25 protein-coding genes and 1 pseudogene are annotated in these 26,403 nt (G+C 64.8%); 17 read left to right on the top strand and 9 right to left on the bottom strand.

The annotated features are described in order from the left end of the window. Nucleotides 1–73: 73 nt before the first annotated feature. From DH08_RS25345 to DH08_RS25365, 5 genes are all read right to left on the bottom strand, one after another. On the bottom strand, nt 74–538 hold the full coding sequence (locus DH08_RS25345) for a Ros/MucR family transcriptional regulator (protein WP_192181885.1): 465 nt from the start codon (nt 536–538) through the stop codon (nt 74–76). Nucleotides 539–654: 116 nt separating this feature from the next. Further along, nucleotides 655–1,356 carry an ROK family protein gene (locus tag DH08_RS25350; RefSeq protein WP_192181886.1) on the bottom strand — a complete coding sequence of 234 codons (702 nt, stop codon included), beginning with the start codon at nt 1,354–1,356 and terminating at the stop codon, nt 655–657. An 18-nt stretch (nt 1,357–1,374) separates the two neighbouring features. Continuing rightward, nucleotides 1,375–2,751 (bottom strand): glucose-6-phosphate dehydrogenase, encoded by a 1,377-nt coding sequence (zwf, locus tag DH08_RS25355; RefSeq protein WP_192181887.1) that lies wholly within the window; start codon nt 2,749–2,751, stop codon nt 1,375–1,377. An 11-nt stretch (nt 2,752–2,762) separates the two neighbouring features. Beyond that, a complete protein-coding gene (gnd, locus tag DH08_RS25360) occupies nt 2,763–3,776 on the bottom strand; it encodes a phosphogluconate dehydrogenase (NAD(+)-dependent, decarboxylating) (RefSeq protein ID WP_192181888.1) in 1,014 nt (337 codons plus the stop codon). A gap of 34 nt (nt 3,777–3,810) precedes the next feature. Then, the gene (locus tag DH08_RS25365) at nt 3,811–6,222 is read right to left on the bottom strand and encodes a glucan 1,4-alpha-glucosidase (protein ID WP_192181889.1); all 2,412 of its coding nucleotides are present in this window, start codon (nt 6,220–6,222) and stop codon (nt 3,811–3,813) included. Nucleotides 6,223–6,445: 223 nt separating this feature from the next. Between DH08_RS25365 and DH08_RS25370 the strand changes: the two genes are divergently transcribed. Both DH08_RS25370 and DH08_RS25375 read left to right on the top strand, forming a co-directional pair. Then, nucleotides 6,446–7,723, top strand: a complete 1,278-nt coding sequence (locus DH08_RS25370; protein ID WP_192181890.1) for a sensor histidine kinase — start codon at nt 6,446–6,448, stop codon at nt 7,721–7,723. Beyond that, the gene (locus tag DH08_RS25375) at nt 7,723–8,463 is read left to right on the top strand and encodes a response regulator transcription factor (protein WP_120014412.1); all 741 of its coding nucleotides are present in this window, start codon (nt 7,723–7,725) and stop codon (nt 8,461–8,463) included. The genes DH08_RS25370 and DH08_RS25375 overlap by 1 nt, the downstream gene beginning before the upstream one ends. Here the strand turns inward: DH08_RS25375 and DH08_RS25380 are convergent. Further along, nucleotides 8,457–8,786 carry an antibiotic biosynthesis monooxygenase gene (locus DH08_RS25380; protein ID WP_192182082.1) on the bottom strand — a complete coding sequence of 110 codons (330 nt, stop codon included), beginning with the start codon at nt 8,784–8,786 and terminating at the stop codon, nt 8,457–8,459. The two genes, DH08_RS25375 and DH08_RS25380, sit on opposite strands and share 7 nt — an antisense overlap. Before the next feature lie 181 nt (nt 8,787–8,967). Here DH08_RS25380 and DH08_RS25385 point away from each other — a divergent pair, with 181 nt between their 5' ends. From DH08_RS25385 to DH08_RS25440, 12 genes are all read left to right on the top strand, one after another. Continuing rightward, on the top strand, nt 8,968–9,162 hold the full coding sequence (locus DH08_RS25385) for a tautomerase family protein (protein WP_192181891.1): 195 nt from the start codon (nt 8,968–8,970) through the stop codon (nt 9,160–9,162). After that, nucleotides 9,162–10,052: an SMP-30/gluconolactonase/LRE family protein gene (locus tag DH08_RS25390; RefSeq protein WP_192181892.1), complete on the top strand. Its 891-nt coding sequence runs from the start codon at nt 9,162–9,164 to the stop codon at nt 10,050–10,052. The genes DH08_RS25385 and DH08_RS25390 overlap by 1 nt, the downstream gene beginning before the upstream one ends. Before the next feature lie 139 nt (nt 10,053–10,191). Further along, the gene (locus tag DH08_RS25395) at nt 10,192–11,205 is read left to right on the top strand and encodes an ABC transporter substrate-binding protein (RefSeq protein WP_192181893.1); all 1,014 of its coding nucleotides are present in this window, start codon (nt 10,192–10,194) and stop codon (nt 11,203–11,205) included. Nucleotides 11,206–11,254: 49 nt separating this feature from the next. Further along, on the top strand, nt 11,255–12,769 hold the full coding sequence (locus DH08_RS25400; RefSeq protein ID WP_192181894.1) for a sugar ABC transporter ATP-binding protein: 1,515 nt from the start codon (nt 11,255–11,257) through the stop codon (nt 12,767–12,769). Between the two features lies 1 nt (nt 12,770). Next, nucleotides 12,771–13,751 (top strand): ABC transporter permease, encoded by a 981-nt coding sequence (locus DH08_RS25405; RefSeq protein WP_192181895.1) that lies wholly within the window; start codon nt 12,771–12,773, stop codon nt 13,749–13,751. 3 nt (nt 13,752–13,754) lie between these two features. Next, nucleotides 13,755–14,702 (top strand): ABC transporter permease, encoded by a 948-nt coding sequence (locus DH08_RS25410; protein ID WP_192181896.1) that lies wholly within the window; start codon nt 13,755–13,757, stop codon nt 14,700–14,702. A 124-nt stretch (nt 14,703–14,826) separates the two neighbouring features. Beyond that, complete coding sequence (locus DH08_RS25415) at nt 14,827–16,899, top strand: 3-hydroxyacyl-CoA dehydrogenase NAD-binding domain-containing protein (protein ID WP_192181897.1); 2,073 nt, start codon at nt 14,827–14,829, stop codon at nt 16,897–16,899. 43 nt (nt 16,900–16,942) lie between these two features. Beyond that, on the top strand, nt 16,943–17,254 hold the full coding sequence (locus DH08_RS25420; RefSeq protein ID WP_192181898.1) for a hypothetical protein: 312 nt from the start codon (nt 16,943–16,945) through the stop codon (nt 17,252–17,254). Between the two features lie 92 nt (nt 17,255–17,346). Continuing rightward, complete coding sequence (locus tag DH08_RS25425; protein ID WP_192181899.1) at nt 17,347–18,375, top strand: BMP family protein; 1,029 nt, start codon at nt 17,347–17,349, stop codon at nt 18,373–18,375. Nucleotides 18,376–18,607: 232 nt separating this feature from the next. Next, complete coding sequence (locus DH08_RS25430; RefSeq protein ID WP_192181900.1) at nt 18,608–20,128, top strand: ABC transporter ATP-binding protein; 1,521 nt, start codon at nt 18,608–18,610, stop codon at nt 20,126–20,128. Beyond that, entirely contained in the window at nt 20,128–21,183 is a 1,056-nt protein-coding gene (locus DH08_RS25435; protein ID WP_192181901.1) for an ABC transporter permease, read from the top strand. Before DH08_RS25430 ends, DH08_RS25435 begins: the two co-directional genes overlap by 1 nt. Beyond that, nucleotides 21,180–22,124, top strand: coding sequence for an ABC transporter permease (locus DH08_RS25440; RefSeq protein WP_192181902.1), 945 nt, complete (start codon nt 21,180–21,182; stop codon nt 22,122–22,124). The genes DH08_RS25435 and DH08_RS25440 overlap by 4 nt, the downstream gene beginning before the upstream one ends. A 29-nt stretch (nt 22,125–22,153) precedes the next feature. On the opposite strand, the gene DH08_RS25445 is transcribed toward DH08_RS25440, so the two are convergent. Continuing rightward, entirely contained in the window at nt 22,154–22,921 is a 768-nt protein-coding gene (locus DH08_RS25445) for an SDR family NAD(P)-dependent oxidoreductase (protein ID WP_192181903.1), read from the bottom strand. A 296-nt stretch (nt 22,922–23,217) separates the two neighbouring features. On the opposite strand from DH08_RS25445, the gene DH08_RS25450 reads away from it, so the two are divergent. Both DH08_RS25450 and DH08_RS25455 read left to right on the top strand, forming a co-directional pair. After that, nucleotides 23,218–23,373, top strand: coding sequence for a hypothetical protein (locus DH08_RS25450; RefSeq protein WP_006201172.1), 156 nt, complete (start codon nt 23,218–23,220; stop codon nt 23,371–23,373). 135 nt (nt 23,374–23,508) lie between these two features. Beyond that, complete coding sequence (locus DH08_RS25455; protein ID WP_192181904.1) at nt 23,509–24,444, top strand: LLM class flavin-dependent oxidoreductase; 936 nt, start codon at nt 23,509–23,511, stop codon at nt 24,442–24,444. Between the two features lie 67 nt (nt 24,445–24,511). On the opposite strand, the gene DH08_RS25460 is transcribed toward DH08_RS25455, so the two are convergent. Both DH08_RS25460 and DH08_RS25465 read right to left on the bottom strand, forming a co-directional pair. Next, nucleotides 24,512–25,189 (bottom strand): cysteine hydrolase family protein, encoded by a 678-nt coding sequence (locus tag DH08_RS25460; RefSeq protein WP_192181905.1) that lies wholly within the window; start codon nt 25,187–25,189, stop codon nt 24,512–24,514. A gap of 64 nt (nt 25,190–25,253) precedes the next feature. Next, nucleotides 25,254–25,437: pseudogene (locus DH08_RS25465) on the bottom strand (multidrug ABC transporter ATP-binding protein); the annotation flags it as partial. Between the two features lie 175 nt (nt 25,438–25,612). Here DH08_RS25465 and DH08_RS25470 point away from each other — a divergent pair. Next, nucleotides 25,613–26,398, top strand: coding sequence for an ATP-binding cassette domain-containing protein (locus DH08_RS25470; protein ID WP_192181906.1), 786 nt, complete (start codon nt 25,613–25,615; stop codon nt 26,396–26,398). Nucleotides 26,399–26,403: the final 5 nt, after the last annotated feature.

A 26,403-nucleotide genomic window follows, 5' to 3' on the forward strand; every position in this document is an offset into this window, starting at 1 on the left:
GATTCGCCGGCAGGCTTCTATTCCAGTCGCCGAAACAATTGGCTCAGCGCCGACCGCGCCGAGCATCGGTTGTTCAAGCCGCGGCTTTGGCTTTCCTGCCCCTCGCCTTGACCGGTTCCGGCGCGGCGGCCTTGCGGCCAAGGCCGATCGACTTCGCCAGCGCGGAGCGCGAGGCCGCATAGTTGGGGGCGACCATCGGATAGTCGGACGGCAGGCCCCATTTGGTGCGATAGGCTTCCGGGCTGAGGCCGAAATGAACGCCGAGATGGCGCTTCAGCGATTTGAACTTCTTGCCGTCCTCGAGGCAGATGATGTAGTCCGGCGTCACCGACCGTCTGGGGTTGACCGCGGGTACCAGCGGCGCTGCCTCGGGAACGGCCGGTTGGCCGAGGCCACTGATCGAGGCGCTGACGCTGGCGATGAGGTCGCTGAGGCCGGAAGCGGGCAAGCGGTTCTTCTCGACGTAGGCGGACACGATGTGGGCGGTGAGCTCGAGCAGGTCGATGTCTTTGCGAGCGTTATTGTTGTCGTCGGCCAATTTATCTCTCCGTCGGTGGGGGGTGGTGGCACTCCTAGTCGGCAAATCTGCTCGGCGCAATGACTTCGTGCCACATCACACGTAATTTTGAACAACTATACTGAATCGTAATACTATCAGACGATCAGCGCCTTGTCGCGCCACAGTCGAAATCCGCCTTCGAAGGCGCGCGTATTGTCGCCGCGCCGCGAATCAGCAGGCAATTCGTCGAGCTTGTCGACATTGCCGCCGCCGATGACCACATAGTCGGGCTGCATGGCGGCGCGAAGCCGGTCGACAATATCGAACACGTATTTGCGCCATTTCTTCTTGCCGCGTTTGTCAAGGCCGCGCTCGCCGACATAATCCTCGAAGCTGCCGCCCTTCTTGTAAGGAAGGTGCGCCAGCTCCATCGGCTGGGCGACATTGTCGACGATCATCGCCGCACCCAGGCCGGTTCCCAGGCCAAGGAAAAGCATGCGGCCGCCCTCGTAGCTGCCGATGGCCTGCATCAGCGCGTCGTTGACAACTTTCACCGGCTTGCCGAAGGCGGCGGCGAAATCGTAGCCGGCCCAGCCCTTGCCGAGATTGGCGGGGTCTATCATCGGCCGGTTGTGGGTCACCGGGCCGGGATAACCCATCGCGACGACGTCATAGGGCAGGCCCTCGGCCAGCGTCTTCACTGCCGCGATCATTTGCTGCGGCGTAAGGCCAGGTCCGGAATCGGCGCGGCGCTCCTCGCCGCCGGCGCTGGTCAGGATCTTGACGTGCGAGCCGCCGATGTCGATCGAGAGCACGATCTGTTCGCCGTCTGCCGTCGGCTTTGCCGTCTTGGCCATCGCTTTGCCTCCGGGAGATTATTTCGACGGATTGATCCAGCCGTTCGGCGGGCCGAAGCCGTTCATCGCCTCGGCGGGGCCCCAGGTTTTCGGCTCGTAGAGATGCGGCGGCGTGGAGTCGCCTAGAACCGGACCAACAATGCGCCAGGCCAGTTCGCTGGCGTCCTGACGGGTGAACAGCTGGCCATTGCCGTTCATGGCATCGCCGATCAACCGCTCATAGGGCGGCATGTCGCCCTTGCTGTCGTCGAGCGCGGTGAGTTCCACCTGCTCGCCGACCATGTCGTCGCCGGCCTGCTTGCGCTGGGCGCCGATCGAGATCGCCACAAGCGGATCGATGCGGAAGCGAACATAGTTGGCGTCGCCGGGCTCGATCGGATCGAAGACGTCCAGCGGCGGCCGTTTCAGCCGCACGATCACCTCGGTGGCGTGCACGGGCATGTTCTTGCCGGCACGGATGAAGAAGGGCACGTCCCGCCAGCGCCATGTGTCGACGAAGAAGCGCACCGCGGCGAAGGTCTCGACCGGCGAGTTCGGCGCCACGCCGGGTTCGGCGAGATAGCCCGTGAACTGGCCGCGCACGACGTCGTCCTTGGTTAGCGTGCGGATCGCGCGGAGCACCTGCACCTTCTCATCAATCAGATCGTCGGCGGAGCGGCCGACCGGCGGCTCCATGGCGAGCAGCAGCAATATGTTGAGCAGATGGTTTTCGATGACGTCGCGGATGCAGCCGACATCGTCATAGAAGCGGCCGCGCCCCTCGATGCCGAAATCCTCGGCCATGGTGATCTGCACGCTCTCGACGAAGTTGCGGTTCCAGATCGGCTCGAGGAAGGAATTGGCGAAGCGGAAATAGAGCAGGTTCTGGATCGCTTCCTTGCCGAGATAGTGGTCGATGCGGAAGATCGACTGTTCTTCGAACACCAGGTGCAGCACCCGGTTCAGCCAGCGTGCCGATTGCAGATCGTGGCCGAACGGCTTTTCCACCATCAGCCGCGCGGCATGCGCGGTGCCGGACTGTTCAAGCCCCTGGACGACGGTTTCGAACATGGTCGGCGGCACCGCCATGTAGTGCAGCGGCCGCTGCGCCGAACCGAGTGCCGTCTTCAGCTTCTCGAAGGTCGCCCCATCGCGATAATCGCCGCTGACATAGCGCAATTGCGAGGCGAGCTTGGCGAAGACCTCGTCGTCGACGCTGCCCAGCGCATTGACGATGCCGTCGTGGGCGCGCGCCTGCAATTTGCCGATGTCCCAGGGGTCGAAGGCGACGCCGATCACCGGCTCTGTCAGCGTCCCCTTGGCGACCATCTGGTAGAGGGCGGGGAAAATCTTCTTGTGGGCGAGGTCGCCGGTCGCTCCGAAGAGCACCAGCGTGTCGGACCGTTCCTGACTCATTTTGTCTCCCCTCAGGCGCCGGTCTTGGGCTTTTCGACATGGCCGCCAAAGGCATAGCGCATGGCGGACAGAAGCTTGTCGGAGAATTCGGATTCGCCCTGCGAGGAGAAGCGGTCGAACAGGGCCGAGGAGAGGACCGGGGCCGGTACGCCGGTATCGATGGCCGCTTTTAGCGTCCAGCGACCCTCACCCGAATCCGAAACCCGGCCGCCGAACTGGGTCAGCGCCGAATCGGTCTTCAAGGCACCGGCCGTCAGGTCGAGCAGCCAGGAGCCGATGACGCTGCCGTGGCGCCAGACTTCGGCGACCTGAGCCAGATCGATGTCGAACTGGTAATATTGCGGGTTTTCCAGCGGGCTGGTTTCGGCATCGGCCGAACGCTGCCGCTTGCCGGCATTGGCCGACTTCAGGATGTTCATGCCTTCGGCATAGGCGGCCATGACGCCGTATTCTATGCCGTTATGGACCATCTTGACGAAATGGCCTGCGCCGCTCGGTCCGCAATGCAGGTAGCCGAAGGGGGCGGTTCCGCCGTCCTTGGCCGGGGTGGCGCCGGCATCCGCGCCGGGCGCCAGCGTGGCGAAGATCGGGTCGAGATGGCGTACCGCCTCGTCGGGGCCGCCGATCATCAGGCAGTAGCCGCGCTCCAGCCCCCAGACACCGCCGCTGGTGCCGACATCGACGTAATTGATGCCCTTGGCCGCGAGCTCCGCGGCCTGGTCGACGGCGTCGTGGTAGTAGGAATTGCCGCCGTCGATGACGATGTCGCCGGGCTCCATCAGTGCCGCCACTTGGTCGGCGATCTTGCCGGTGATCGCCGCCGGCAGCATCAGCCAGGCGCAACGCGGCTTGGCAAGCTTGCCGACGAACTCCTCCATCGAGGCAGCACCAACGGCGCCGTCCTTGACCAGGGCGGCGACGCTCGCCGGGTTGATGTCGTAGACGACGCATTCGTGGCCGTCGCGCATCAGGCGGCGCACCATGTTGGCGCCCATCCTGCCCAGTCCCATCATTCCGATCTGCATGGTCTCGTCCTGAAACGTTTGAGGAATCGAAATTCTATTCCGGCTCATCAATGCCGACGGAGAAGTCGACATTCTCCCAACGGCCGGTGTCGGGCCAGAAAAAAGTGAAGACGATGGTGTTTCCCGGCGGCATTTCGCTAACCGGCAGGTCCACCAGATGGACACCGAAGGCGTTCTCGGCGGTCTTGCTGTCCTGGACGGTCAGCCATTTGTCTGTCGTCCAGTGAACCACGCCACGTGCCGAGAGTTCCACGCGCAACACCTTGCCGGCCGGGATTGTGCGGATCTTGTTGTTGAAGCGCCATATCCTGAGCGGCGACACCGTCTTTTCCTCGATATAGCGCCTGACGCCTTGCGGCGGCATGTCGAAGACGGCGCCGTCGCGCAGCGAACGCAGCAGCTTGATGTGCTCGGAATGCGCCCAGACCAGTGGCATGGCGCTGCCCGACGGCGCGCCACGCCGCAATTCGCGCTCCGGCATGTCGGGACCATCCCAGACCTGCTCGGGCAGTAGGCCGCCCTCTCCGGCCGAGGCTTCGAAGGTTTCGAGCAGCTCTTCCGCTTTGTCCTTTCGCCCTGCCGCCAGTTCGTAATGGGCGCGTTCACCTGCCAGCAGCGGCCAGGGCCGGCCTTGGCCGGTTCCGTCGAAGGGCGCGCCGTCCTCATGCTCGCCATAGCCGTCGCCCGTATAGCGGTACCAGAGCGGCCCTTGCGGCAGGTCGCAGCGCAGCGTGGCGTCGATCACCTTCAGCGTATCGAAGATGCGCGGATCGTCGGCCGCCCTCAGGCCGAACCGGACCAATGCCAGAGCATCAGGGCTGACGATCGCTTCGGCCGGACGGTTCGTATCGCCGGGCGGCCGGTTCTTGATCGGGACAAAGCCGTCCTTCGGCGACGCGGCACCTGAGGCGTCCGGCGGCGCGATACGGACATAATAGCCTTTGACGGCGGCGTCCGTGCATAGGTTCGTGCCAGTAACATAGGTCCAGCGCTCGATCTGGTCGTTCCAGCAATCGGCGGTCTCGCGCAGATAGTTTGCCGGCTCCGTTTTTCCCGAGACGTCGAAAATGTCCGCCGCCGCGAGCAAAGCGGCAATCTCGACGGCAAGCGTGAACGGGCTGTAGCCGGCGTCCTCCTCCCAGCGGTCTTCGCCGGTGACCGGGCCGTTGCGCACGACATAGGACGCCGCGCTCTCGATCATCGGCATAAAGGCGGACAGCGCCGTGCCCGAGAGGTGGCCGGCGCGGCGCAGCGCGTCGGCGAGCAGCAGCGGAAAGGCGCATTCGTCCATCTGGATGCCCGGCCAGTAGGCCGACCCGTCGAGCCAGACGTTCTGCGGCCAATGGCCGTCCGGCTGCTGGATGGAGCGGAGATAGGCGAGGATGCGCAGCGCCTCACCGGCGTCGCCTGCGGCCAGAAAGCCGCCGGCCGTCTCGACCAGGTCGCGCGGCCAGACCAGATGATAGCCGCCGAGATCGTCGTCGCCCTTGCTGAACCCCCAGGGGATCGACAGGCTGGCGACCGCCGCGCCCGGCACGGCGAACGAACGGTGCGCGGCCAGGACCGCGGTGCTGAAGCGGTAGGTGTTTAGCCCGGACGCCGCATGGCGGTCGAGCGGCAGCAGGCTGTCCTGCCATTGGCGCCAGTTCTGGACATAAGACTTCGCCACCGGCTCGAAGCCTCGTTTCAGGCTGGCGGCAGCATTGTCGGCCGCTTCCTCCGGCGTCGCGCCGAAGCCGAGCGCCAGCAGGGCCTTGGTTGCCTTGGCGGAAAAGCCGATCTCGCCGGTCAGCGCCACGTTGCCGTCTTCGGCCCTTTGGCAGGCCGGGTCGAGGCGGCCATCCCTCCGGAGTTGCTGCCAGCCGTCGGAGAAGCCGACATAGCCGGCCGAGCAGGGGCCCCATTGCAGCGAGGAGGCGAGCGCCAGCGAGACGCCGCGCCCGGAGGCAAACAGGACAGGTCTGCCCTTGTGCTCGCCCACCCAGGCGGTATTGCCCATGCCGGCATTGACCAAATGCGGCGCCAGCAGCGCGTAGACCCGGTAATCGGCAGCCGAGCCTTTCAGTGGCGTGAAGGCGATCTCCTGCAGCAGGGCAGGGCATTTCGGGTCCGTAACGATGCGCTTTTCGACCCGCCAGCTTCCGTCGGCAGCGGTGTTGATCAGGCTGTAGCCGGGCACGCCATCCTCGAACGGCGCGATCTCATGCCTGGCGTCGCGCTTTTCTTCCGAGAAAGCGCCGCCGGGGCCGGTGACGATCAGACCGAAGTCGCGGGTGCAGGCGCTGTCGAGGCGCGGATAGTAGATCTCGTTCAAAATGCCGTGGCTGATGGTGAACCAGACGCGGCTGGTCGCTGAAAGTGCGGTGCCGACGCCGCTCTTGGCGCTTGACGTCCAACGCGCCGGGATTCCCGGGGCGCCCTGAGCAACAGTTGGCGTCGCTGCCATGCATTGGTCTCCTGGCTCAGACCTAGACCAGGAGGGGAAGGGTTTTCAATCGTTGCACTGCAAGTTGATCGCCTGCCGCAACGGGAGGCTGTCGTTGACAGCGGCATCGGCAAGCGTCCACTATTTCGCCGGCAGGGAGGACTGCAGGCAAACCGGGTATCGGCCGTGCGCTGGCAATGGCGTGCGGCGCCCGGTCGATTTGCAGTGATGGCAGGGAGGAACCATGTCGGACGTATCTCCCCAGTTGATCGACCGGTTGGTGGCCATTTCGCGGGCGCTGGCCGGCCATATCGATACCGGCTCGGCGTTTCGGGCAACAGCCATCGAAATCGGCACGCTCATTCCGCACGATCACATCGATCTGGCGGTTCTGTTGCAGGGCGGGCGCCTGCACGCCTGCTACGAAGCCGGCTTCCACACCAGCTGGAGCGAACTCGCGCAGCATCCGGTGGAAGGCAGCCCGATCCGGCGTGTGCTGTGGGGCGAGACGCCCTACCTGTTGTCGGACAACGCGGTTGTCGACCCACGCTTCCACTTCGCTGGGGCGTTCGACGAGCCGATCTTCGCCGCCGAGCTGCGCAGCCGCATCATCGTGCAACTCAGGGCGCGAGGCAGCATCATCGGGGCGCTGAACATCAGCCGGCACGAGGTCGGCTGCTACACGCTGGCGGATGTGGCGGTCGCCCAGCAATGCGCCGATCTGATCGCGCCCTACATCTTCGCGCTGATCCAGACCGACGAGGCGCGGCGCGCCATGCTGGCCGAGAGCGAGGCGCGCAACCGTGCCGAGCTTTTGCGGGTCGGCGCCTCGCAGCTGACCGAAGGCATGGAGCGCGAGCGCCGCCGCATGGCCATGGACCTGCACGACCAGACGCTTGGCGACCTCGCCCGCATCGCGCGCCAGGTCTCGGCCTTTCGCAGCCAGGGCGTGGCGCGAACCGCCCAGCTTGCCGATCTCGAGCAGGAGATCGCAAGCTGCCTGACCGAACTGCGCCATATCGTCGACGACATGCGGCCGAGCGTGCTCGAGCTGTTCGGCCTGCGCGACGCCGTCGAGGCACATCTCAATCGCAGTGTCGCCAGAGCCAAGCCGCCGATCGCGGTGCGCATCGCCGACACCAGCGACGGCAGCGCCGACGGCCTGTCGGAAACGATGCGCACGGCGCTCTACCGGATCGTCCAGGAAGCGATCAACAATGCGGTGCGCCATGCAGCGCCTGGCCGCATCGAGGTGCTTCTGACATCGACCGAAAGCGTGTTCAGGGTCATCGTCACCGACGATGGCCGTGGCTGCGGCGCGGTCGATCCGGCCGCCCAGGGCGGCATCGGCCACATGCATACGCGGGCCGCCCTTGTCGGGGCGCGGCTGCGTTTTGAGCCGGCGAGCCGCAAGGGCGGCACGCGCGTGGTCATCGAGATCGACCGCGAGCCCGTCTTGGGCAAGGCCCAGGCAACGCCCGCCGCAATGCCCGGAGAACAGACCGTGCCGGAGGTGGTGTGATGCTGGTGATGATTGCGGAGAATGACGGGCTGCACCGGACCTTCGCGCGCCGCACCGTCGAGCAATTGTGGCCCGGCGACGTCGAAGTGATCGAAGCCGGTGACGGCGCGGACGCAATCAGCCTGGCGGCCGAGCGCGAGCCGCCGCATGTCGTGCTCGACCTGCAGCTGCCCAAGGCGACGGGGATCGAGGTGGCGCGCGCGATCTGGAGCCGCCGCGCCGGTACGCACATCCTGTTCTGGTCGAATTTCGCCGACGAGGCCTATGTCCGGGGCGTGGCGCGCATCGTGCCGCCGGGTTCGGTCTATGGCTATGTGCTGAAATCGGCGACGGAAGAGGGCATGCGCTCAGCCCTGCGCGGCGTGTTCCGCGAAGGCCACTGCATCATCGACCGCGAGATCCGCGGCATCCAGCACCGCGTGCAGGACCGCTTCGAAGGCATCACCGATGGCGAGTATGAAAGCCTGATCGACATCGCGCTGGGTCTCACCGATCGGGCCATCGCGGCGCGGCGGGGCCTGTCGATCCGTGGCGCGCAGAGCCGCATCAAGCACGTCTACGACAAGCTCGGCATCGTGCCGCCGGAGGAGGGCGCCAGCGAGGCCTCCGTCTTCAACTCGCGCACGCGGGCGATCTATCTTGCCATGGCGCGCGGCCTGATCAACATCGACGCGCTGCGCCGCGAGCAGGACCGGCTCGACGCCTGGCTGGCGCATGCGCCGCCGCCGCAGGATCAGTGATCCTCTCCGTTTGAGTGCTGGCCGCTCTTTGCCGCAAGAGCAATCGGCTCGGTTTCGATCAGCCGAAGGGATCTTACCATGTCGGCCGTTTGCGTCTTGTATTTGAGAAAGTGCGGGGTGGTCAGATGGGCCTGGTAGGCGAGCGGGTCGGCGTAACATTCGATGACGCGCACCGCTGAAGGCGCGCCCTTTACCGACACGGCGTAAAGGAACAACACGCCGGGCTCGCGCTCTACAGACGTTGCGATCTCTTCGGCAAGCAAGGCCTTGAATTCATCGATTTGATCAGGGTCGATCTCCAATTCCGCTATGCGGACTTGGATCGATGCGAGGCTGTGCCATTGTCAGTTCCCTTGCTGTTTTGGGGACGCTACCCGGCGTGGCCGCGCCTTGATAGCGGCAAGTGTGCAAACGCACAGTCGTCGTTGCGCTTTGACCGGTATCGCGCCACCAAGGCCGTGACTAGGCTCACCCCCACAACAAGAAAATATCGAGGAAGCGCTCATGCCGTTCGTGAACATACGGATACTCGAGGGCCATTCGCAAAAGCGCAAGGACGAGATCTCGCGCCGCGTCACCGATGCAATCAGCGAGGTCGCGGAACTGCCCAGGGAAGCGATCTGGGTGGTGTTCGAGGACGTCGCCGCCAGCGACTGGTTCGTCGGCGGCACGGCCGTCGGAAAACCGAAGAGCCAATAATGCCGATATCGGCGAAAGCCCGCCATTCCGGCTTCGGTGATGTCGTCGGCAACGCGGCCATGGAACGGCTGGCGACCGGTTTCAGCTTCACCGAGGGGCCGGTATGGCATCCCTATGAGAAATGGCTGGTGTTTTCCGACATTCCGGAAGGCCGCATGTACCGGCGCCTTGCCTCGGGCGAAATCGAGCCGTTCCGCGATCCGAGTCACAAGGCCAATGGCAATACGCTGGATCGCCAGGGGCGGCTGGTCACCTGCGAGCATGCAACAAGCCGCGTCACCCGCGCCGAGCCGAATGGCGGCGTGAGCGTGCTGGCAACGCATCATGGCGACAGGGAGCTCAACAGCCCGAACGATGTCGTCGTCGCCACAGGCGGGGCGATCTACTTCACCGATCCGAGCTTCGGGCGGATGGAATTCTACGGCGTGCCGCGTCGCCAGGAGCTGGCCTTCCAGGGCGTCTACCGCATCGACGGCGACGGCGCCCGGCTGGCGCTGCTTGCCGACGATTTCGTGCAGCCGAACGGGCTGTGCTTTTCGCTGGACGAGTCGCGCCTGTTCATCAACGATACCGAGCGCGGCCATATCAGGGTGTTCGGGGTGGAAGCGAATGGCGACCTGAACGGCGGCGCCGTGTGGGCCGTGACCGAGGGCAGCGAGCCCGGATCGCCAGACGGGATGAAGATCGACAGCCGTGGCAATCTCTATTGCACAGGCCCGGGCGGCATCCATGTCTTCGATGCGTCGGGCGATCTTCTGGGTGTCATACGCACGCCGGAATACTGCGCCAACTTCACTTTCGGCGACGAGGATCTGAGGAGCCTCTACATCGCCGCGTCGACTTCGCTTTACCGGCTAAGGGTTCGCGTGCCGGGACTGAGGCTGTTTTGAGCGCGTTGGCGCTCAATTCGGGATGGCCGCCGATCCAAGGTCCGGCGGCAGCGGTGCCGAGGCATCGTGGCATGGAGGTGTGCCGGACTGGATCCGGCAGGAATTGCAGCAGTCAACAACATCTGGGAGGATTTTTGAGATGAAGAAACTACTCGTCCTGAGCGCTCTGGCGGCAATGCTTGCCTCGGGCACGGCGCTGGCCGACACAAGCGGCAAGAAGATCGCCTTCTCCAACAATTATGCCGGCAATTCGTGGCGCCAGGCGATGCTCGACAGCTACGGCATCGTCACCAAGAAGGCGGTCGAGGACAAGGTGGTCGCCGCCGCCGACATCTTCACCACGGCCGACAAGGAAGTGCCGACCCAGGCCGCCCAGGTGCAGAACCTGATCCTGCAGGGCTATGATGCCATCGTCATCAATGCCGCCTCGCCCGATGCGCTCAACGGCGCCATCAAGCAGGCCTGCGACGCCGGCATTGTCGTCGTCTCCTTCGACGGCATCGTCACCGAACCCTGCGCCTACCGCGTCGTCGTCGACTTCAAGGACATGGGCAGGCAGGAAGTCGAGCAGATGGCCAAGTTCCAGCCCAAGGGTGGCAATCTGCTGGAAATCCGCGGCCTGGCCGGCACCTCGATCGACGATGCCATCCATGCCGGCATCCTCGAAGGCGTCGCCGCCCATCCCGAGTTCAAGATCGTCGGTTCGGTTACCGGCGACTGGGACCAGACCACGGCGCAGAAGGCCGTCGCGACCATCCTGCCGTCGCTGCCCGACATCGTCGGCATTGTCGACCAGGGCGGTGACGGCTATGGCGCCGCCCAAGCCTTCGCCGCCGCCGGCAAGCCGCGACCAACCATCATCATGGGCAACCGCCAGGACGAGCTGAAATGGTGGAAGGAACAGAAGGACAAGGACGGCTACCAGACCTGGTCGGCGTCGATCGCGCCCGGTGTCTCCTCGCTCGCCTTCTGGGTGGCCCAGCAGGTGCTCGACGGCCGCACCGACATCCCGCACGACCTGCTCGTGCCCTATCTGGCCTTTACCCAGGACGATTTCGAGGCCGCGCTGCCAAAGATCAAAGAGGGCGGGGTCGCTACCCACGAATACACCCAGGAAGACGCCATTGCCGCGATCAAAGCCAACATAAAGTGAGCCTGGTGCGATTGTTGCCAGCCGCATCGCCAACCGGATATCGTTGAGGATGCCTCAGGCAAACGCGGACATCGTCAGATTGGACGGCGCCGAAAAACATTTCGGCGCCGCCAACTCTTTCATCATCAGACTGGACGGCGCCGAAAAGCATTTCGGCGCCGTCCGGGCCCTCAGCGGCGTCGACTTCCATGTCGGCGCCGGCGAATGCGTCGGTCTCGTGGGCCATAACGGCGCCGGCAAGTCGACGCTCATGCATATGGTGGCGGGCACGCTGGTGCCCGACAGCGGCAAGATCGTGGTGCGTGGGGCCAGCGAGGACAACTTTTCGGTGCCGCGCGCGCAGCAACTCGGCATACGCTGCGTGTTCCAGGAGCTGTCGCTCTGTCCGAACCTCAGTGTCGCCGAGAACACGCGCATCAACCACCCGTCGCTCACCGGCTTCGGCTGGCGGCGCAAGGCGGCCGACCTGATCGCCGCCAAATTGGATGAGATTTTCCCGGACCATGGCATTTCCGCCTTCGACATCGCAGGCGACCTATCCATCGGAAGGCGGCAGATGGTGGAGGTGGCACGCGCCTTCACGCTGACGCAGGATCCGCTCGAGCTGGTCATCCTCGACGAGCCAACCTCCTCGCTCGACGCGCATACGGCCGGCCAGTTGCTTGCCTTCGTGCGGCGTTTCGTTGCCGGCGGCGGCAGTTGCATCCTGATCTCGCATGTGCTGGGCGAGGTGCTGCAGAATGCCGACCGCATCGTGGTGATGCGCGACGGCAAGGTCGTCGCCGCAGACGCGGCAAAGTCCTTCGATCGCGACAGGCTGGTCACCGCCATGGGCGGCGCCGAGGGACATCAGAAGGCAGCGACCGAGACCGCTAAGACCGAGGCCGGCCCGTTGCGAGTCCGCGCGCGGCCCGCGCGGCAGCAGGACGGCAAGGAGCTTGTCGCACATGTCGGCGAGATCATCGGCCTGGCCGGGCTCGCCGGTCATGGGCAGACGGACCTGCTGCTGGCGATCTTTACCGCCGCGGGGCGCGCCAAGGCCGGCATCGAAGTAACCGCGCCGGTGGCACTGGTGGCCGGTGACCGCCAGTCGGACGGCATCTTTCCGCAATGGTCGATATCGGAGAACATCGGCATCCGCTCGCTGGCGCGGCTGCGCAGCGGGTTTTTGATCTCACCGCAGCGCGAGGCGGAGCTCGCAGATTTCTGGCAAAAGAAGATCGGCATCCGCACGCCCGACGTGAGCAACAACATCTTCTCGCTGTCCGGCGGCAACCAGCAGAAGGTGCTGTTCGCGCGGGCTCTGGGCTCCGATGCAAGAATCGTGCTCATGGACGATCCGATGCGCGGCGTCGACATCGGCACCAAGCTCGAAGTCTACGACCTCGTGCGCGAGGAAGCGCGCAAGGGCCGCACCTTCCTCTGGTACACGACCGAAACCGAAGAGCTCGACAATTGCGACCATGTCTATGTGTTCAAGAACGGCCGGATCGTCGCCAATCTGAGGCGCGACGAGCTGACGGAGGAAAAGATCATCCAGTCCTCATTCGGCGATGCGGCCTGAGATGACAGCGGCGGCCATCGAAAACCAGCTCAAGGGCGCTTCGACGCGCAACGCGGCGGCGCGGGCGCGCAGGCTGCGCAGCCTTTTGCCGGCGCTGTCGCTGGCGCTTGTGCTTTTGGCCATCGCCTGGCTCAACCCGCGCGCCATCAGCTATTTCGGCTTCAGCCTGATGCTGAACCTGGCGATCCCGATCGCCCTGGCGACGATCGCGCAGATGTTCGTCATCGCCGGCAACGAGCTGGATCTGTCGATCGGCACCTTTGTCGGCTTCGTCGGCTGCGTCACTGCGACATGGCTGAAGGATGCCCCATTGCTCGGAATCGTCGTGCTTGCCGGCTCGATCGGCGTCTACGCGCTGCTCGGCGCGCTGATCCATCTGCGCAATCTGCCGTCGATCGTGGTGACGCTCGGCATGAGCTTCGTCTGGCAGGGGCTTGCCATCCTCATCCTGCCGAAGCCCGGCGGCAAGGCGCCCGATTGGCTGCTGTCGCTCATGGCGTTCAAGCCGCCTTTCATCCCCTTCCCGATCATCGCCGCGCTGCTGATCGCGGCGGTCGTGCATTTCGGCCTGATGCGCACCTCCTACGGTGTCATCCTGCGTGGCTCCGGCGGCAACGCGGCCGCGCTCAAGCGCGCCGGCTGGTCGCTGCTCAAGACCAAAATCCTGCTGTTCGCGCTGACCGGCCTGTTCGGCGTGCTCTCCGGCATGGCGCTGATCGGCATCACCACTTCGGCCGATGCCAATATCGGCAATGGCTATACTCTGCTTGCGATCGCCGGCGTCATCCTCGGTGGCGGCGAGTTCGTTGGCGGCCGGGTGTCGCCGATCGGCGCGGTGCTCGGCGCGCTGACGCTGGCGCTCGCCGCCTCGCCGCTGCTCACCTTCATGCACATCCCGCCTGACTGGCAGGTGGCCGCCAACGGCGCCATCCTCATCATCGTGCTGGCGGCCCGCGTGCTGATCAGCCGCAGGGAGAGGTGAGCGATGGCCTCGTTGCAGACGCTCATCGCCAAGCCCTGGATATGGTCCTTCCTCGGCGCGCTGCTGGTGTGGCTGGCGACGGTCGCCTTCACCGGCGGTTATGGCGGCGGCGGCATGATCACGGCCGCACTCTCGCTCGCCGTCTTCACCGTCATCGTCGGCGTCGGCCAGATGTTCGTCATCACGCTCGGGCCGGGCAATGTCGACCTGTCGTTGCCGGCCAATATCGGCCTTGCCAGTGCGGTGGCCATGAAAGTGATGGACGGCAATGATGCGATGATCGTCGTCGGGCTGCTGGCGGCGCTCGCCTGCGGCATGGCGGTCGGTGCCGCCAACTATCTCCTGATCTGGGCGCTGCGCATTCCGCCGATCATCGCCACGCTGTCGGCCAGCTTCATCATCCAGTCGATCGACATCAGTTATGGACGCGGGCTGCAGATCAAGCCGCCGCCGGGTTTCGCCGATTTCACCAACTGGCAGATCCTGGGCATTCCGGTGCTGGCGATCCTCACGGTGCTGTTCACCGTCGGTGCAGCGATTGCGCTGCAGCGCATGATCTATGGCCGCTCGGTGCTGGCGATCGGCCAGAACATCCGCGCCGCCTGGCTGGCCGGCGTCAATGTCGGGCGCATCCGCTTCCTCACCTACACGCTGTCGGGCATGCTCGGCGGTCTCGACGGCGCGCTGCTCGCCGGCTACTTCCGCGGCGCCAATGTCGACATCGGCAACGAGTACCTTTTGGCCTCGATCGCCGTCGTCGTCATCGGCGGCACGTCGGTGGCAGGTGGCAAGGCCAATGTGCCGGGGGTGTGGGGCGCGGCGCTGTTCCTGGTGTTATTGCTCACCATGCTCAACACTTTCGGCGTCAGCGCCGGCGTCCGCCTGTTGCTGACCGGGCTGATCATCGTCGGCGTGATTACGGTGGCGGGCGGGCAGAAGGCGCTGCGCTGAGGACAGCCGGCCTTCCGCTGATACAGCGCCGGGAGAATACCGGCCCTGCCGGAAATCCGGTTCCCATCCGGATATCGGCCCTGTAAACCCGGCGGGCGCGGTTCGCACTTGCTGGAGGTTCGTCTTGTCCGATTTCGTCAGCGTTGCAAGCGACGGCGATGTCGCGGTTGTCACCATCGACAATCCGCCGGTCAACGCCATGAGCTTCCACGTGCGCGAGCCACTTCACCAGGCGCTGGCCGCACTGCGCGACGATCCCTCCGTCGCGGCCATCGTGATTGCCTGCGCCGGGCGGACTTTTGTTGCTGGCGCCGATATTACCGAATTCGGCAAGCCGGTGCAGCAGCCGGAGCTGCGCGCCGTCATCGCGGTGCTGGAAGCCATCGCCAAGCCGACGGTCGCCGCCATTCACGGCACCGCGCTTGGCGGCGGGTTGGAACTGGCGCTCGGTTGCCATTTCCGCGTCGCTGACAGCAAGGCGAAACTCGGCCTGCCGGAAGTAAAACTCGGCTTGCTGCCGGGTGGCGGCGGCACGGCACGGCTGCCGCGCCTCGTCGGCGCCGAGAAGGCGCTCGGCATGATCGTCTCGGGGGCGCCGATCGGTGCTGCCGAAGCGCTTGAGGCGGGCCTGGTCGACGCGATGTTCGATGGCGATCTTCTTGCGCAAACAGTTCGTTTCGCCAGCGAACTGGTGGTCAAAGGCGGGCCATTCCTGCCCGTGCGCAACCGCAACGATCGTCTGGGAAAGGCCGATCTCGCCGCCTTCGATAGGCAGGCGGCGGAGTTGGCCAAGAAGGCGCGCGGCCTCGAAGCCCCGATCGCCTGCGCTGTGGCGGTTCGCAACGCCGTCACGCTGCCGTTCGACGAGACCCTAGCGGCGGAGCGCGAACTGTTCTTGAACCTTGTCGCCGGCGATCAGTCGCGCGCGCAGCGGCATCTGTTCTTCGCTGAGCGCGAGGCGGCAAAGGGTCCCGCCAAAGATCTCTCACGGCGCAAGATCGCCCGGGTCGGCGTCATCGGCGCCGGCACGATGGGCGGCGGCATCGCCATGGCCTTCGCCAATGGCGGCTTTCCGGTCACCTTGCTCGAAACCAGCGAGGAGGCATTGCAACGCGGGCTGGCGACGATCGACAAGAACTATGCCGTTTCCGTCGCGCGCGGCTCACTGGCGGAAGATGCCAAGCGCGAAAGGCTCGGCCTGTTCAAGGGCAGCACCGACTATGCCGACCTCGCCGATTGCGACCTGATCGTCGAGGCGGTGTTCGAGGAGATGGCGGTCAAGCAGGAGGTGTTCGGCAGGCTCGACGCGGTGGCCAAGCCCGGCGCGATCCTGGCCACCAACACTTCCTATCTCGACGTCAACGCCATCGCCGCCTCGACGTCGCGGGCGCAGGATGTCGTCGGCCTGCATTTCTTCTCGCCGGCCAATGTCATGAAGCTCTTGGAAATCGTGCGCGCCGAAAGGACCGCGCCGGACGCGCTGGCGACCGTCGTCGAATTGGCACGGGGCATCGGCAAGGTGCCAGTGGTGGTCGGAGTCTGCCACGGCTTCGTCGGCAACCGCATGCTGGCGGCGCGTGGTGCGGAATCCGAGGCGCTGCTGCTCGAAGGCGCGACCCCCAGCCAGGTCGACCGTGTGTTCACCGAATTTGGCTGGCCGATGGGGCCGTTCCAGATGGGCGATCTCGCCGGCCTCGACATTGGCTGGCGCAACCGCAAGGCGCGCGGTCTGACGGCCGTGATCGCCGATGCGCTGTGCGAGCAGGGACGTTTCGGCCAGAAGACCGGCAGCGGTTTTTATCGCTACGAGAACGGTTCTCGCACGCCGGTTCCCGACGCGGAGGTTGAAGCGCTGATCCGCGCCAAGGCGGCCGAGAAGGGCACTACGCCGCGCGCGATCGGCGCCGACGAGATCATCGAGCGCACGCTCTATCCGCTGGTCAACGAAGGCGCGAAGATCCTTGAGGAAGGGATAGCCGCTCGTGCGTCCGACATCGATGTCGTCTGGGTCAATGGCTATGGCTTTCCGGTCGGCAAGGGCGGGCCGATGTTCTGGGCTGGGCTTGAAGGCGCTGGCAAGATTGTCGAGCGGCTGGAGTATTGGCACCAGCATACCGATCGGCCGATCTTCCAGCCGGCAACTCTGCTCAGGCGTTTCGCCGAGACGGGATCGTGGGAAGCCGCCGCGAGACCGTGAGATCGGTTGTGCGGGTTATCGTCGGGATAGGGAAAACTCTACTTTGAAAATGAGCCGCTCTTTAAAGCTTTCCCGCCTGCGAGACATCGGATTCGCCAAGTGGGATCCAATAGGCTTGCTCGCAGAGGGCGGCATTTGGGACCACAAGCCCTTTGCAAATGAGTATGACCCATATCTCCTTGAGGCGGCTGGGCGCCTTCAAGAAGACGGGACGTTGGAAAGTGTGGTGGAGTTCCTCATGGAGATCGAACGCGATCATATGGGATTGGGTCTGAAAGCAACGTCCCGGCAACGTGCCGAGGCCACTGCGACAGCGATCCAAGCATATCTAGACAATGCTGACGGGTCGGACTGACCCGCTTCCGGACACCGTTCCATAGTCTTGGTTGTCTGACATTTCCTAAGAACAGCCGGCTCGACACGGCTGTCGAACAGAGGGGCACTTCCATGAAAAACGACAACTGCAAAATCCAATCGAAACGCGAGGGTTTATCGCGACGCAACGTGCTGGAACTGGGCGCACTTGGCCTGGCTGCCGCCATGCTGCCGGGCAATTCCTTCGCCAAGGACAAACTGAAGGTGGCGGCGATCTTCGCCACGCCGATCGAGGAGCCGTGGGACAACCAGATCCACGTCGCCTTGCAGAAGGCCGAGAAGGAACTCGGCATCGAGTACAAATGGTCAGAAAAGGTGCAGACCGCCGACTTCAGCCGCGTCATGCGCGAATATGCGCAGGGCGGCTACCAGCTGGTGCTCGGCGATGCCTTCGCCGCCGAGCGTGAATCGCGCCGCACCGCCAAGCAGTTCCCGAAGACCGCCTGGCTGTTCGGCTCGGGCGCCGGACCGGCGGAACCCAATTTCGGCGTCTTCGACAACTGGATCCATGAGCCGGCCTATCTCTCCGGCCTTATCGCCGGCAAGATGTCGAAATCGGGCACGATCGGCGCCGTGGCGGCGATGGGCATTCCGGAAGTGAACCGGCTGGTCAACGCCTTCTTTGCAGGCGCCAGGGAGGTCAATCCGAACGTCAAGAAGAAGGTCGCCTTCATCGGTTCCTTCTTCGATCCGCCAAAGGCGAAGGAAGCCGCGATCGCTCAGATCGATGCCGGCGTCGACGTGATCTATGCCGAGCGCTTCGGCGTCATCGAGGCGGCGGTCGAGAAGAAGATCCTCGCCATCTCCAACATGTCCGACCAGTCGAGCCTCGGCCCCGACACGGTGATCACCGGGCCGGTCTGGAACATGTATCCGACCGTCGAACAGGCGATCAAGCTGGTCAAGGCCGGCGTCTTCACCGCGCAGGACTATGGTGATTTCTCGCGCATGGCCAAGGGCGGTTCCTCTTTGGCGCCGTACCACAAATTCGACAAGACGCTGCCGGCGGACGTCAAGGATCTGGTCGAAAAGAAGAAGACCGAAATCCTCGAGGGCAACTTCCGCGTAGATGTGGACGAGAACACGCCGGTTTCGGATTGAGTGCTTGTGGCTCGGGGTTGGCGCCCAGCCCCCCTCTGCCCTGCCGGGCATCTCCCCCTCAAGGGGGGAGATCGGCAGCTTCGCCGGTGGCGTCATTGTTTACGGTGAAAGTTGGCGAAAGCCGGCGCCACATCTGATCTCCCCCTCTTGAGGGGGAGATGGCCGGCAGGCCAGAGGGGGTGCGCCGAGCTCGCCTTTCATAGTCAAGCCAACCAGTCCTCCAGGAGCCACCTTGCCCGCCCCTCTCATCGAAATGCGCGGCATCACCAAGAGCTTCGGCGCCGTCAAGGCGAACGAGGCCGTGGATCTCAGTGTGGCGCCGGGCGAAATCCTCGGCTTGCTGGGCGAGAACGGTGCCGGCAAGACGACCCTGATGAATGTGCTGTTCGGCGCCTATGCGCCGGATGCCGGCGAGATTCTTATCCAGGGCCAGCCGGTGCGGATCAACAGCTCGGCCGATGCGCTCGCCGCCGGCATCGGCATGGTGCACCAGCATTTTCACCTCGCGCCGCGGCTGTCGGTGCTGGAGAATCTATTGATCGGCATTCCCGGCAAGTCTGGCCGGATCGATCGCGTCGGCGGGCTGGCGCGACTGGCCGAAATCGGTCGTGAGCACGGGCTGACGCTAGATCCCGATCTCCCGGTGTCGGCTTTGTCGGTGGGCGAGCAGCAGCGGCTCGAGATCGTCAAGGCGCTGTTTCGCGGCGCGCGGCTCTTGATCCTCGATGAGCCGACGGCGGTGCTGGCGCCGACGGAGGTCGACGGGCTGTTTGCCGCGCTGCGTTCGATGGCCGCGCAAGGGCTCGGCATCATCTTCATTTCGCACAAGCTCAACGAGGTTCGGGCGCTGACGCATCGCTGCGTGGTGCTGCGGCATGGCCGCGTCGCAGGGCGCGTCGATACGCCCGCCACGACCACTTCATCCGAGATGGCGCAACTGATGTGCGGCCACGAGATCGTGCCGCCGGCCAGGGGGCCGTCGACACCGGGTGCGGCGGTGCTCACCCTCGACGGCATTTCGACGTCAGGTCATTCAGGTACGGTGCTGCGCGGCGTCTCGCTCGCGGTCCGTGCCGGCGAGATCCTCGGCATTGCCGGTGTCTCCGGCAACGGCCAGCGGGCACTGGCCGATGTGATCTCAGGCGTGCTCGTACCGGGCGCCGGCCAGATGACGATAGCCGGCAGAGCAGTGTCGCGGTTCTCTCCGCGCGGGGTGCAGGCGCTCGGTCTCGGGCGCATCCCGGAAGACCGCATGACGACCGGGCTGGTCACCAATCTGCCGCTCGCCGATTCCATGGTGCTGCCGCGCATCGGCACCGAAGCCTTCAGCCGCAAGGGGCTGCTCAAGCCCGATGCGATCCGCGCCTTCACTGAGGAACAGATCAAAGCGTATGACATTCGTTGCCCCGGACCGATGACACGCGCCGGCGCGCTGTCCGGCGGCAATCTGCAGAAGGCGCTGTTGGCGCGCGAGCTTGCCTTCGACCCAAAAGTGCTGATCGTGTCGCAGCCGACACGCGGCCTCGACATCGGCGCGGCTCGTTTCATCCACGAAAAGTTCTTGGACATGCGCGCCAGGGGCTGCGGCATCATCGTCATCGGCGAGGACCTGGAGGAACTGCTGATGCTCTGCGACCGCATCGCGGTGATGTATGAGGGCCGCATCGCCGGCACGTTGGACAGTGCTGACGCCACAGTGGCGCGGCTCGGCCTGCTGATGACCGGGGCCGGGCAGGCAGAGGAGGCGGCCTGATGTTTCGCCTCGAAGCCCGCACCTCGACGCCCGCCTGGTTCAATCTGGCCCTGCCGCTGCTGGCGATCGGGGCGACGCTCATCCTGTGCAGCGGCCTCATTGCGCTGGCCGGCGCCGGCGTCGTCGAGGCCTATGGCGTGATGTTTTCGGCCTCGCTCGGCGACAGCTACGCCATCACCGAAACGCTGGTTCGGGCAACACCGATGATCTTCACCGGACTTGCCGTGGCGATCGCCTTCCGGGCAAAGTTCTGGAATATCGGTGCTGAAGGGCAGCTGCTGGCGGGTGCGGTGGCTAGCTGCGCCGTCGGCGCCATCCCTATGCCGGGGCCGCTCGCCATGCTCTTGATGGCGCTGGCGGGTGCTGCCGCTGGTGCCGCGGTGGCGCTGGTGCCGGCGACGCTCAGGGTGAAATTCAAGGTCGACGATGTGGTCAGCTCGCTGCTGCTCAACTCGGTCATCTTCTACGCCCTGATGGCGCTGATCGAGGGGCCGTGGAAGGACAGTTTCAGCGGCTATCCGATCTCGCCGCCGATCGAGGATTCGGCGAACTTCCCGGTGCTGCTCGAAGGCACGCGGCTGCATCTCGGCGTGGTGGCGGCGCTGATCGCGGCACCCTTGATCTGGTTCCTGATCGTGCGCACGACGCTCGGCTTCCGGATCAGGGTCACCGGCGAAAACCCCGAGGCGGCGCGTTATGGCGGCATCCATGTCGAACGCGTGCTGATCTCGACCGCGCTGTTCTCCGGCGCGCTGGCCGGCCTTGCCGGGGTCGGTGAGGTCGGTGGCGTGCATTTCCAGGTGATGAGCGACATCTCGCCGGGCTACGGCTATTCCGGCATCGTCGTCGCCATGCTGGCGAGACTCAATCCGCTCGGCGTGGTGCCGGCGGCGATCTTCCTTGCCGCCGTCATGACCGGCGCCGAGGCGATGTCGCGGGCGACCGGCGTTCCGGCTTTCCTCAGCGATGTCATCCAGGGCACTGCGCTGCTTGCCATGTTGGTGGCCCTGCTGTTCACCGCCTATCGCATCCGACGCGTAGGGGTGGCCAAATGAGCGCGCTGTTCGAACAGATCTTTCAGGTCGGCTTCCTCGCCGCCATCATCCGCATCGCCACGCCGCTGGCCTTTGCGACGCTCGGCGAAATGTTTTCCGAGCGCGCCGGTGTGCTCAATCTCGGCATCGAAGGCATCATGCTGCTGTCGGCGATGACCGGCTTCACCGCCACCAGCCTCAGCGGCAGCCTGTGGCTCGGCGTGCTGGTCGCGATGCTGACCGGCGCGCTGATGGGGGCGCTGCATGCGCTGTTCACCGTGGCGCTCGGCCTCAGCCAGCATGTCTGCGGCATCGGCGTGACACTGTTCTCTTCTGGTTTGGCGTACTTCCTCTACCGGCTGATCTTCGGCCAGCAGTCGGTGCCGCCGAGCATCAAGGGTTTTCAGACGCTGCCAATCCCGGTTCTCTCGGACATCCCGGTGCTCGGACCGGCGGTGTTCAACCAGTTCTCGCTGGTCTACATGGCGATCATCGCCATCCCGCTTGCCGCCTTCGTGCTTTACCGGACGCCATGGGGCCTGTCGGTGCGCATGGTCGGCGAAAATCCGCGCGCTGCCGATTCGGCCGGCGTCGGCGTCATTGCCACGCGTTTCCAGGCCGTCATTCTCGGCGGCGCCTTGATGGGCTTGGCCGGGGCCTTCCTGTCGATGGCGCAGTTCAACGCCTTCACCTTCGGCGTCGTGTCCGGGCGTGGCTGGGTGGCGATCGCGCTGGTCGTGTTCGGCCGCTGGGACCCGTGGCGCTCTGCCGGTGCGGCGCTGCTGTTCGCCTTCGTCGATGCCTTGCAACTACGCATGCAGGCCAGCGGGCTCGGCCACATCCCCTATGAAGCGTTCCTGATGCTGCCCTTCATCTTCACCATCGTTGCCATGGCGGTGATGTCGCGCAACGCGGTGGCGCCTTCGGCCCTGCTCAAGCCGTTTCGACGGGAGGAGCGCTGACAGCCGCGGGTCTGTCAGCGTCCCGCTTCTCACATTGCGGTAAAGCCGTTGTCGACGAACAGATGCGCGCCGGTGACGAAGCTCGACTCGTCGCTGGCCAGATACAGCGCCGCCTTCGCCACCTCTTCCGGCTCGCCGATGCGGCCCTGCTGCGCGGCGAGTGCCGCATCGGAAACATCGACGCCGAGTTTTCCCAGATCGGCGACCTCGCGCATCCCGTGCGGTGTGCGGATGAAGCCCGGGCAGACCGCGTTGCAGCGGATGTTGCGGTCGCGGAACTCGACGGCGATGGCACGCGCGAACATGTGGCAGGCGCCCTTGGTGGTGTCGTAGAGCACTTCCATCGGCGTCGCCGCCACCGCCGAGATCGACGAGGTGCAGACGATCGAGCCACCGCCGGACGATATCATCCCGGGCAGCACGGCGCGCGTCATCAAGAACATCGAGCGCACATTGACGGCATGCAGCCAGTCCCATTCCTGAACTGTCGTCTCCAGGAAGGGCTTTATCACGATGGTGCCGGCATGGTTGAACAGCACGGTGACCGGGCCGAGTTTTTCGCTCGCGCCCTTCACCGCGGCCTCGACCTGCGCTTCCTCGGAAACATCGGCGACGAAATGCTCGGCGACATGGCCACGCGCCCGGATCGCCGCTGCCGTCGCTGCAGCGGCTTCGCCGTTGCGGTCGATGATCGCCACCTTGGCGCCTTCCGCCGCGAACAGCTCCGAGGCCGCCCCGCCCATTCCCGTCGCGCCGCCTGAAACGATGGCGACCTTGCCCGCCAGTCTTTCGCCCATGCTTTTTCTCCCGTGCACTGGTTTGGTCGTTTCTTCACGTTGCCGATTGCGATGATGCTATCCGTCAAGCACCGGATGGCCAATGCCTGAACCGGGCAGAAAGGCGAAGATATAAGGCCATTCAAGCGCAGAGGCTCATGTCGCCGCTTTGGCCGATCGATCGTGATGACGCAGCGCTCAGCAAAGTGGAACCAAATTTTTCACCGACTGGAGAAAATTATTCCAACAATCGCCAAAAAATAGCACTCGACAAAGTCTACTGATTTTATAGATTAACCAGCGAGACGGAGGTCGATATGTCCTATATCCAGAACGCTCAGACTGATCGCAACGGCCAGCGGCTGGCCAATGGCCAGGCCTTTCGCCCGGCCTATGCCGGCGCCTTCGCCTATCTCGTCTTCGCCCTTGCGTTCGTGTTCACCGGGGCGGTCGTTCTCGGCCTTATTCCCTGAGTTACGGGTGGCGGCCTACCGCCTTCAGGCAACCGGAGTTTGAAAACCCAATCGCGGTGCGCTTTCGTGCGCCAAGGTGATGCGGATTTCGGATTCGCCGCATCAGCGATTCCCAACGTGATGGAGGAGATGGCAATGCCGATCGAGTTCACGCATGTTCCCGGCAAAACGCAGGACGCCAGTTTTTTCTATGATTTCGTCGAGACCGCGACAAAACTGTCGCTGGTCGAGGATGCCGGCTTCAGGAAGATCATCGTCGACGATCAGGCCGGCCTTTTGACCAATATGGACCTTGCCGCCCAGACGCTGGACCGCACCTCGTCGCTCGAAGTGGTGCTGACACATTGGGCCGGGGTGATCGAACCGACCGTGGCGGCGCGACAACTGGCGGTGCTGGATACCAAAAGCGGCGGCCGGCTGTCGCTCAGGATGCTCAGCGAGCCGCTCAGCGACGACGATGCCGACGCGCGTCCTGTCGGCCACACCGTGGTCTGGCAACGCATCGACGAATATCTGGTGCTGTTGAAGCGGCTGTGGTCGAACGACAGGCCTTTCGACCATGAAGGCGCCTTCTACAGCGTTAAAGGCGGTTACGTGCCGCGCAAGGGGCCGCATGGCGTGACCATCCGCATGGGCGGACAGTCCGGAACGGCGCTCAAGGTCGCCGGTCGGCATGCGGATGTCTTCGAATTGACCGCTGGTTCGCTGGACGAGGTCCGCCAGCTGATGCAGCGCGTGCGCAGTGCTGCTGCCGAACACGGGCGCGCCGGCAAGGTGCGGTTCGCGCTGCCGGTTCGGATTCGTTCCGAAGGCAAGGCAGCCGCCACCGATCACAAGGCGATCGAGGTTTCGGGTCCGCCGGGGCAGATCGCGCTGTCGCTGCTGCCCTATGCGGCCCTTGGTGTAAATGAGTTCATGATCGCCGGCATCGACCGGCCACGCGAGATCGCCACGGTCGGCCGCGAAACGGCGACGCTGCTCAGTAACACGCTGGCGCGCCGCGAGGCCGAGGTGCCGCAGCCGGAGGCGTTTGTATCGCGCGCTGTTCCGGAAGTTCGCGCGGCGGGGTGAGCTGTGCAGAAGAGAGCCATTCTGTAGCGATCCTTCACCAGAGGGGTGTGAAGGATCGCTACCGTTTTCATTCTCTCGCCTTCCCAGACAGCCGCGACAGCGCCGCTAGCACAGCACTTGAATCCGCCAGCGCCCCAAAGACACCGTCCTCGACCGTGACCATGTGCAGTGCTGCCTCATGCGCATATCTGTCGCCGCTGGCGCAGGCGTCCGAAATCGTCAGGCACTGGAAATTCCGATCGCAGGCCTCGCGCAGCGTTGTGTGCACGCAGACATCGGTCGTGCATCCCGAAAACAAGAGATGCGTGATGCCCTGCGAGCGCAGGACAAGTTCCAAATCTGTATAGGTGAAGGCGCCGTTGCAGGTCTTGTCGACGATGATGTCCTGAGGCGCGACGTCGATCTCGGGCACGATCTGGAAGCCGGAACCGGATCGCAGCAGGATGTCGGTGCCGTCGAGGCCGGCGCGCTTGCGGCGCCATTTGTCGTAAGGCGTCATGTCGGCCATGTCGGCCCGATAGCCTTGCCTGGTGTGGATGATCCTGAGGCCCGCCGCGCGTGCTGCCGCGATCAGCCGGCTAACCGTCGGCAGGATGGCGCGCAGTGGAGCCGGGTCGTAGCCCTGTTTGGCAAAATAGCCAGTCGTCGACAGGAAATCCTGTTGCAGGTCGATGACGATGAGGGCGGTGCTTTCCGGCACCAGCCTGCCGTCATAGGGGAAATCGAACGGTGTCGCCTTGATCATGTGCCGCTTGCCTCACGCTTGCTGCCCATCATCGTGGCCGGGGAAGGCGATGCCGTCCACCCTCTCAGTGCGCCGATGCCAAATGCTGGGCGCCATGCAGGCGCCGGTAGATGCCGCCGGCTGAGCAGTTCGCTGTGCGAGCCCTGCTCGACAATGCCTAGATCGGATACCACGACGATGCGGTCGGCGCCGCGGATGGTCGCCAGCCGGTGGGCGATGACCAGCGTCGTGCGGCCCCGTGCCAGTTCCCCCGGAACTTGCCTGATTTCGACGTGCCGCCCGCGCGTCACGACATTTTTGTTGATTCAAAAAGTCATCTTCAGAGTTGACTAGTAAACTCATGTTTCATAGTCAACCGGCAATGGTTGCCGGGAACCGGATGCAGGGACCTGCGCAAGCCGGAGTTGCAGAGAGGCCGAAAGCGTGGCTGGAGTTCAAACTGCCTTCCGTATCGAAGCGGTGCGTTTCGCTGTCGGCGAGCGGACCCTGCTCGGCCCGGTCTCGCTCGAACTCGAACGTTCGCGCGTCTACGGGCTGATCGGCCACAATGGGTCGGGCAAGTCGACGCTGATCAAGCTGCTGGCGCGCCAGCAGCCGGCAAGTGCTGGCGCGATCAGCTTCGTCGAGCGGCCGCTGGCCGGATGGGGCGCGCGCGAATTGGCGCGTGCGCTGGCCTACCTGCCGCAGACGACACCGGCGGCGACCGGCCTCACCGTGCGCGAACTGGCGACGCTCGGGCGCTATCCCTGGCATGGCGCGCTCGGCCGCTTCGGCCATGAGGACAAAAGGCATGTCGAGGAGGCGCTGGCGCTGACCGACATGGCCGGTTTCGCCGACCGGCTGGTGGACGAACTCTCCGGCGGCGAGCGCCAGCGCGCGTGGCTCGCCATGCTGGTGGCGCAGAATGCCGGCGTCATGCTGCTCGACGAGCCGATCTCGGCGCTCGACATCGCGCATCAGGTCGAAGTGCTGCGCCTCGTCAAGGATCTCAGCCGCAAGCGCGACCTCTGCGTCGTCGTCGTGCTGCACGATCCCAACATGGCCGCGCGCTACTGCGACGAGCTGATCGCGCTGAAGCATGGCAGGCTGCTGACCCGCGGCACGCCCGGCGAGATCATGCAGGGCGACGTGCTCAAGGGTATTTTCGGCGTCGAGATGGGGGTGTTTGCGCATCCCGTCACCGGCCAGCCGATCGGTTATGTGCAATGACAAAG

The organism is Mesorhizobium amorphae, from assembly GCF_014843845.1.
Lineage (GTDB): Bacteria > Pseudomonadota > Alphaproteobacteria > Rhizobiales > Rhizobiaceae > Mesorhizobium > Mesorhizobium amorphae_A.

Coding starts and splice junctions, on each gene's coding strand:
- DH08_RS25350 (WP_192181886.1), bottom strand. CDS start 1,356: ATGGCCAAGACGGCAAAGCCGACGGCAGACGGCGAACAGATCGTGCTC.
- zwf (WP_192181887.1), bottom strand. CDS start 2,751: ATGAGTCAGGAACGGTCCGACACGCTGGTGCTCTTCGGAGCGACCGGC.
- gnd (WP_192181888.1), bottom strand. CDS start 3,776: ATGCAGATCGGAATGATGGGACTGGGCAGGATGGGCGCCAACATGGTG.
- DH08_RS25365 (WP_192181889.1), bottom strand. CDS start 6,222: ATGGCAGCGACGCCAACTGTTGCTCAGGGCGCCCCGGGAATCCCGGCG.
- DH08_RS25370 (WP_192181890.1), top strand. CDS start 6,446: ATGTCGGACGTATCTCCCCAGTTGATCGACCGGTTGGTGGCCATTTCG.
- DH08_RS25375 (WP_120014412.1), top strand. CDS start 7,723: ATGCTGGTGATGATTGCGGAGAATGACGGGCTGCACCGGACCTTCGCG.
- DH08_RS25385 (WP_192181891.1), top strand. CDS start 8,968: ATGCCGTTCGTGAACATACGGATACTCGAGGGCCATTCGCAAAAGCGC.
- DH08_RS25390 (WP_192181892.1), top strand. CDS start 9,162: ATGCCGATATCGGCGAAAGCCCGCCATTCCGGCTTCGGTGATGTCGTC.
- DH08_RS25395 (WP_192181893.1), top strand. CDS start 10,192: ATGAAGAAACTACTCGTCCTGAGCGCTCTGGCGGCAATGCTTGCCTCG.
- DH08_RS25400 (WP_192181894.1), top strand. CDS start 11,255: ATGCCTCAGGCAAACGCGGACATCGTCAGATTGGACGGCGCCGAAAAA.
- DH08_RS25405 (WP_192181895.1), top strand. CDS start 12,771: ATGACAGCGGCGGCCATCGAAAACCAGCTCAAGGGCGCTTCGACGCGC.
- DH08_RS25410 (WP_192181896.1), top strand. CDS start 13,755: ATGGCCTCGTTGCAGACGCTCATCGCCAAGCCCTGGATATGGTCCTTC.
- DH08_RS25425 (WP_192181899.1), top strand. CDS start 17,347: ATGAAAAACGACAACTGCAAAATCCAATCGAAACGCGAGGGTTTATCG.
- DH08_RS25435 (WP_192181901.1), top strand. CDS start 20,128: ATGTTTCGCCTCGAAGCCCGCACCTCGACGCCCGCCTGGTTCAATCTG.
- DH08_RS25440 (WP_192181902.1), top strand. CDS start 21,180: ATGAGCGCGCTGTTCGAACAGATCTTTCAGGTCGGCTTCCTCGCCGCC.
- DH08_RS25445 (WP_192181903.1), bottom strand. CDS start 22,921: ATGGGCGAAAGACTGGCGGGCAAGGTCGCCATCGTTTCAGGCGGCGCG.
- DH08_RS25450 (WP_006201172.1), top strand. CDS start 23,218: ATGTCCTATATCCAGAACGCTCAGACTGATCGCAACGGCCAGCGGCTG.
- DH08_RS25455 (WP_192181904.1), top strand. CDS start 23,509: ATGCCGATCGAGTTCACGCATGTTCCCGGCAAAACGCAGGACGCCAGT.
- DH08_RS25460 (WP_192181905.1), bottom strand. CDS start 25,189: ATGATCAAGGCGACACCGTTCGATTTCCCCTATGACGGCAGGCTGGTG.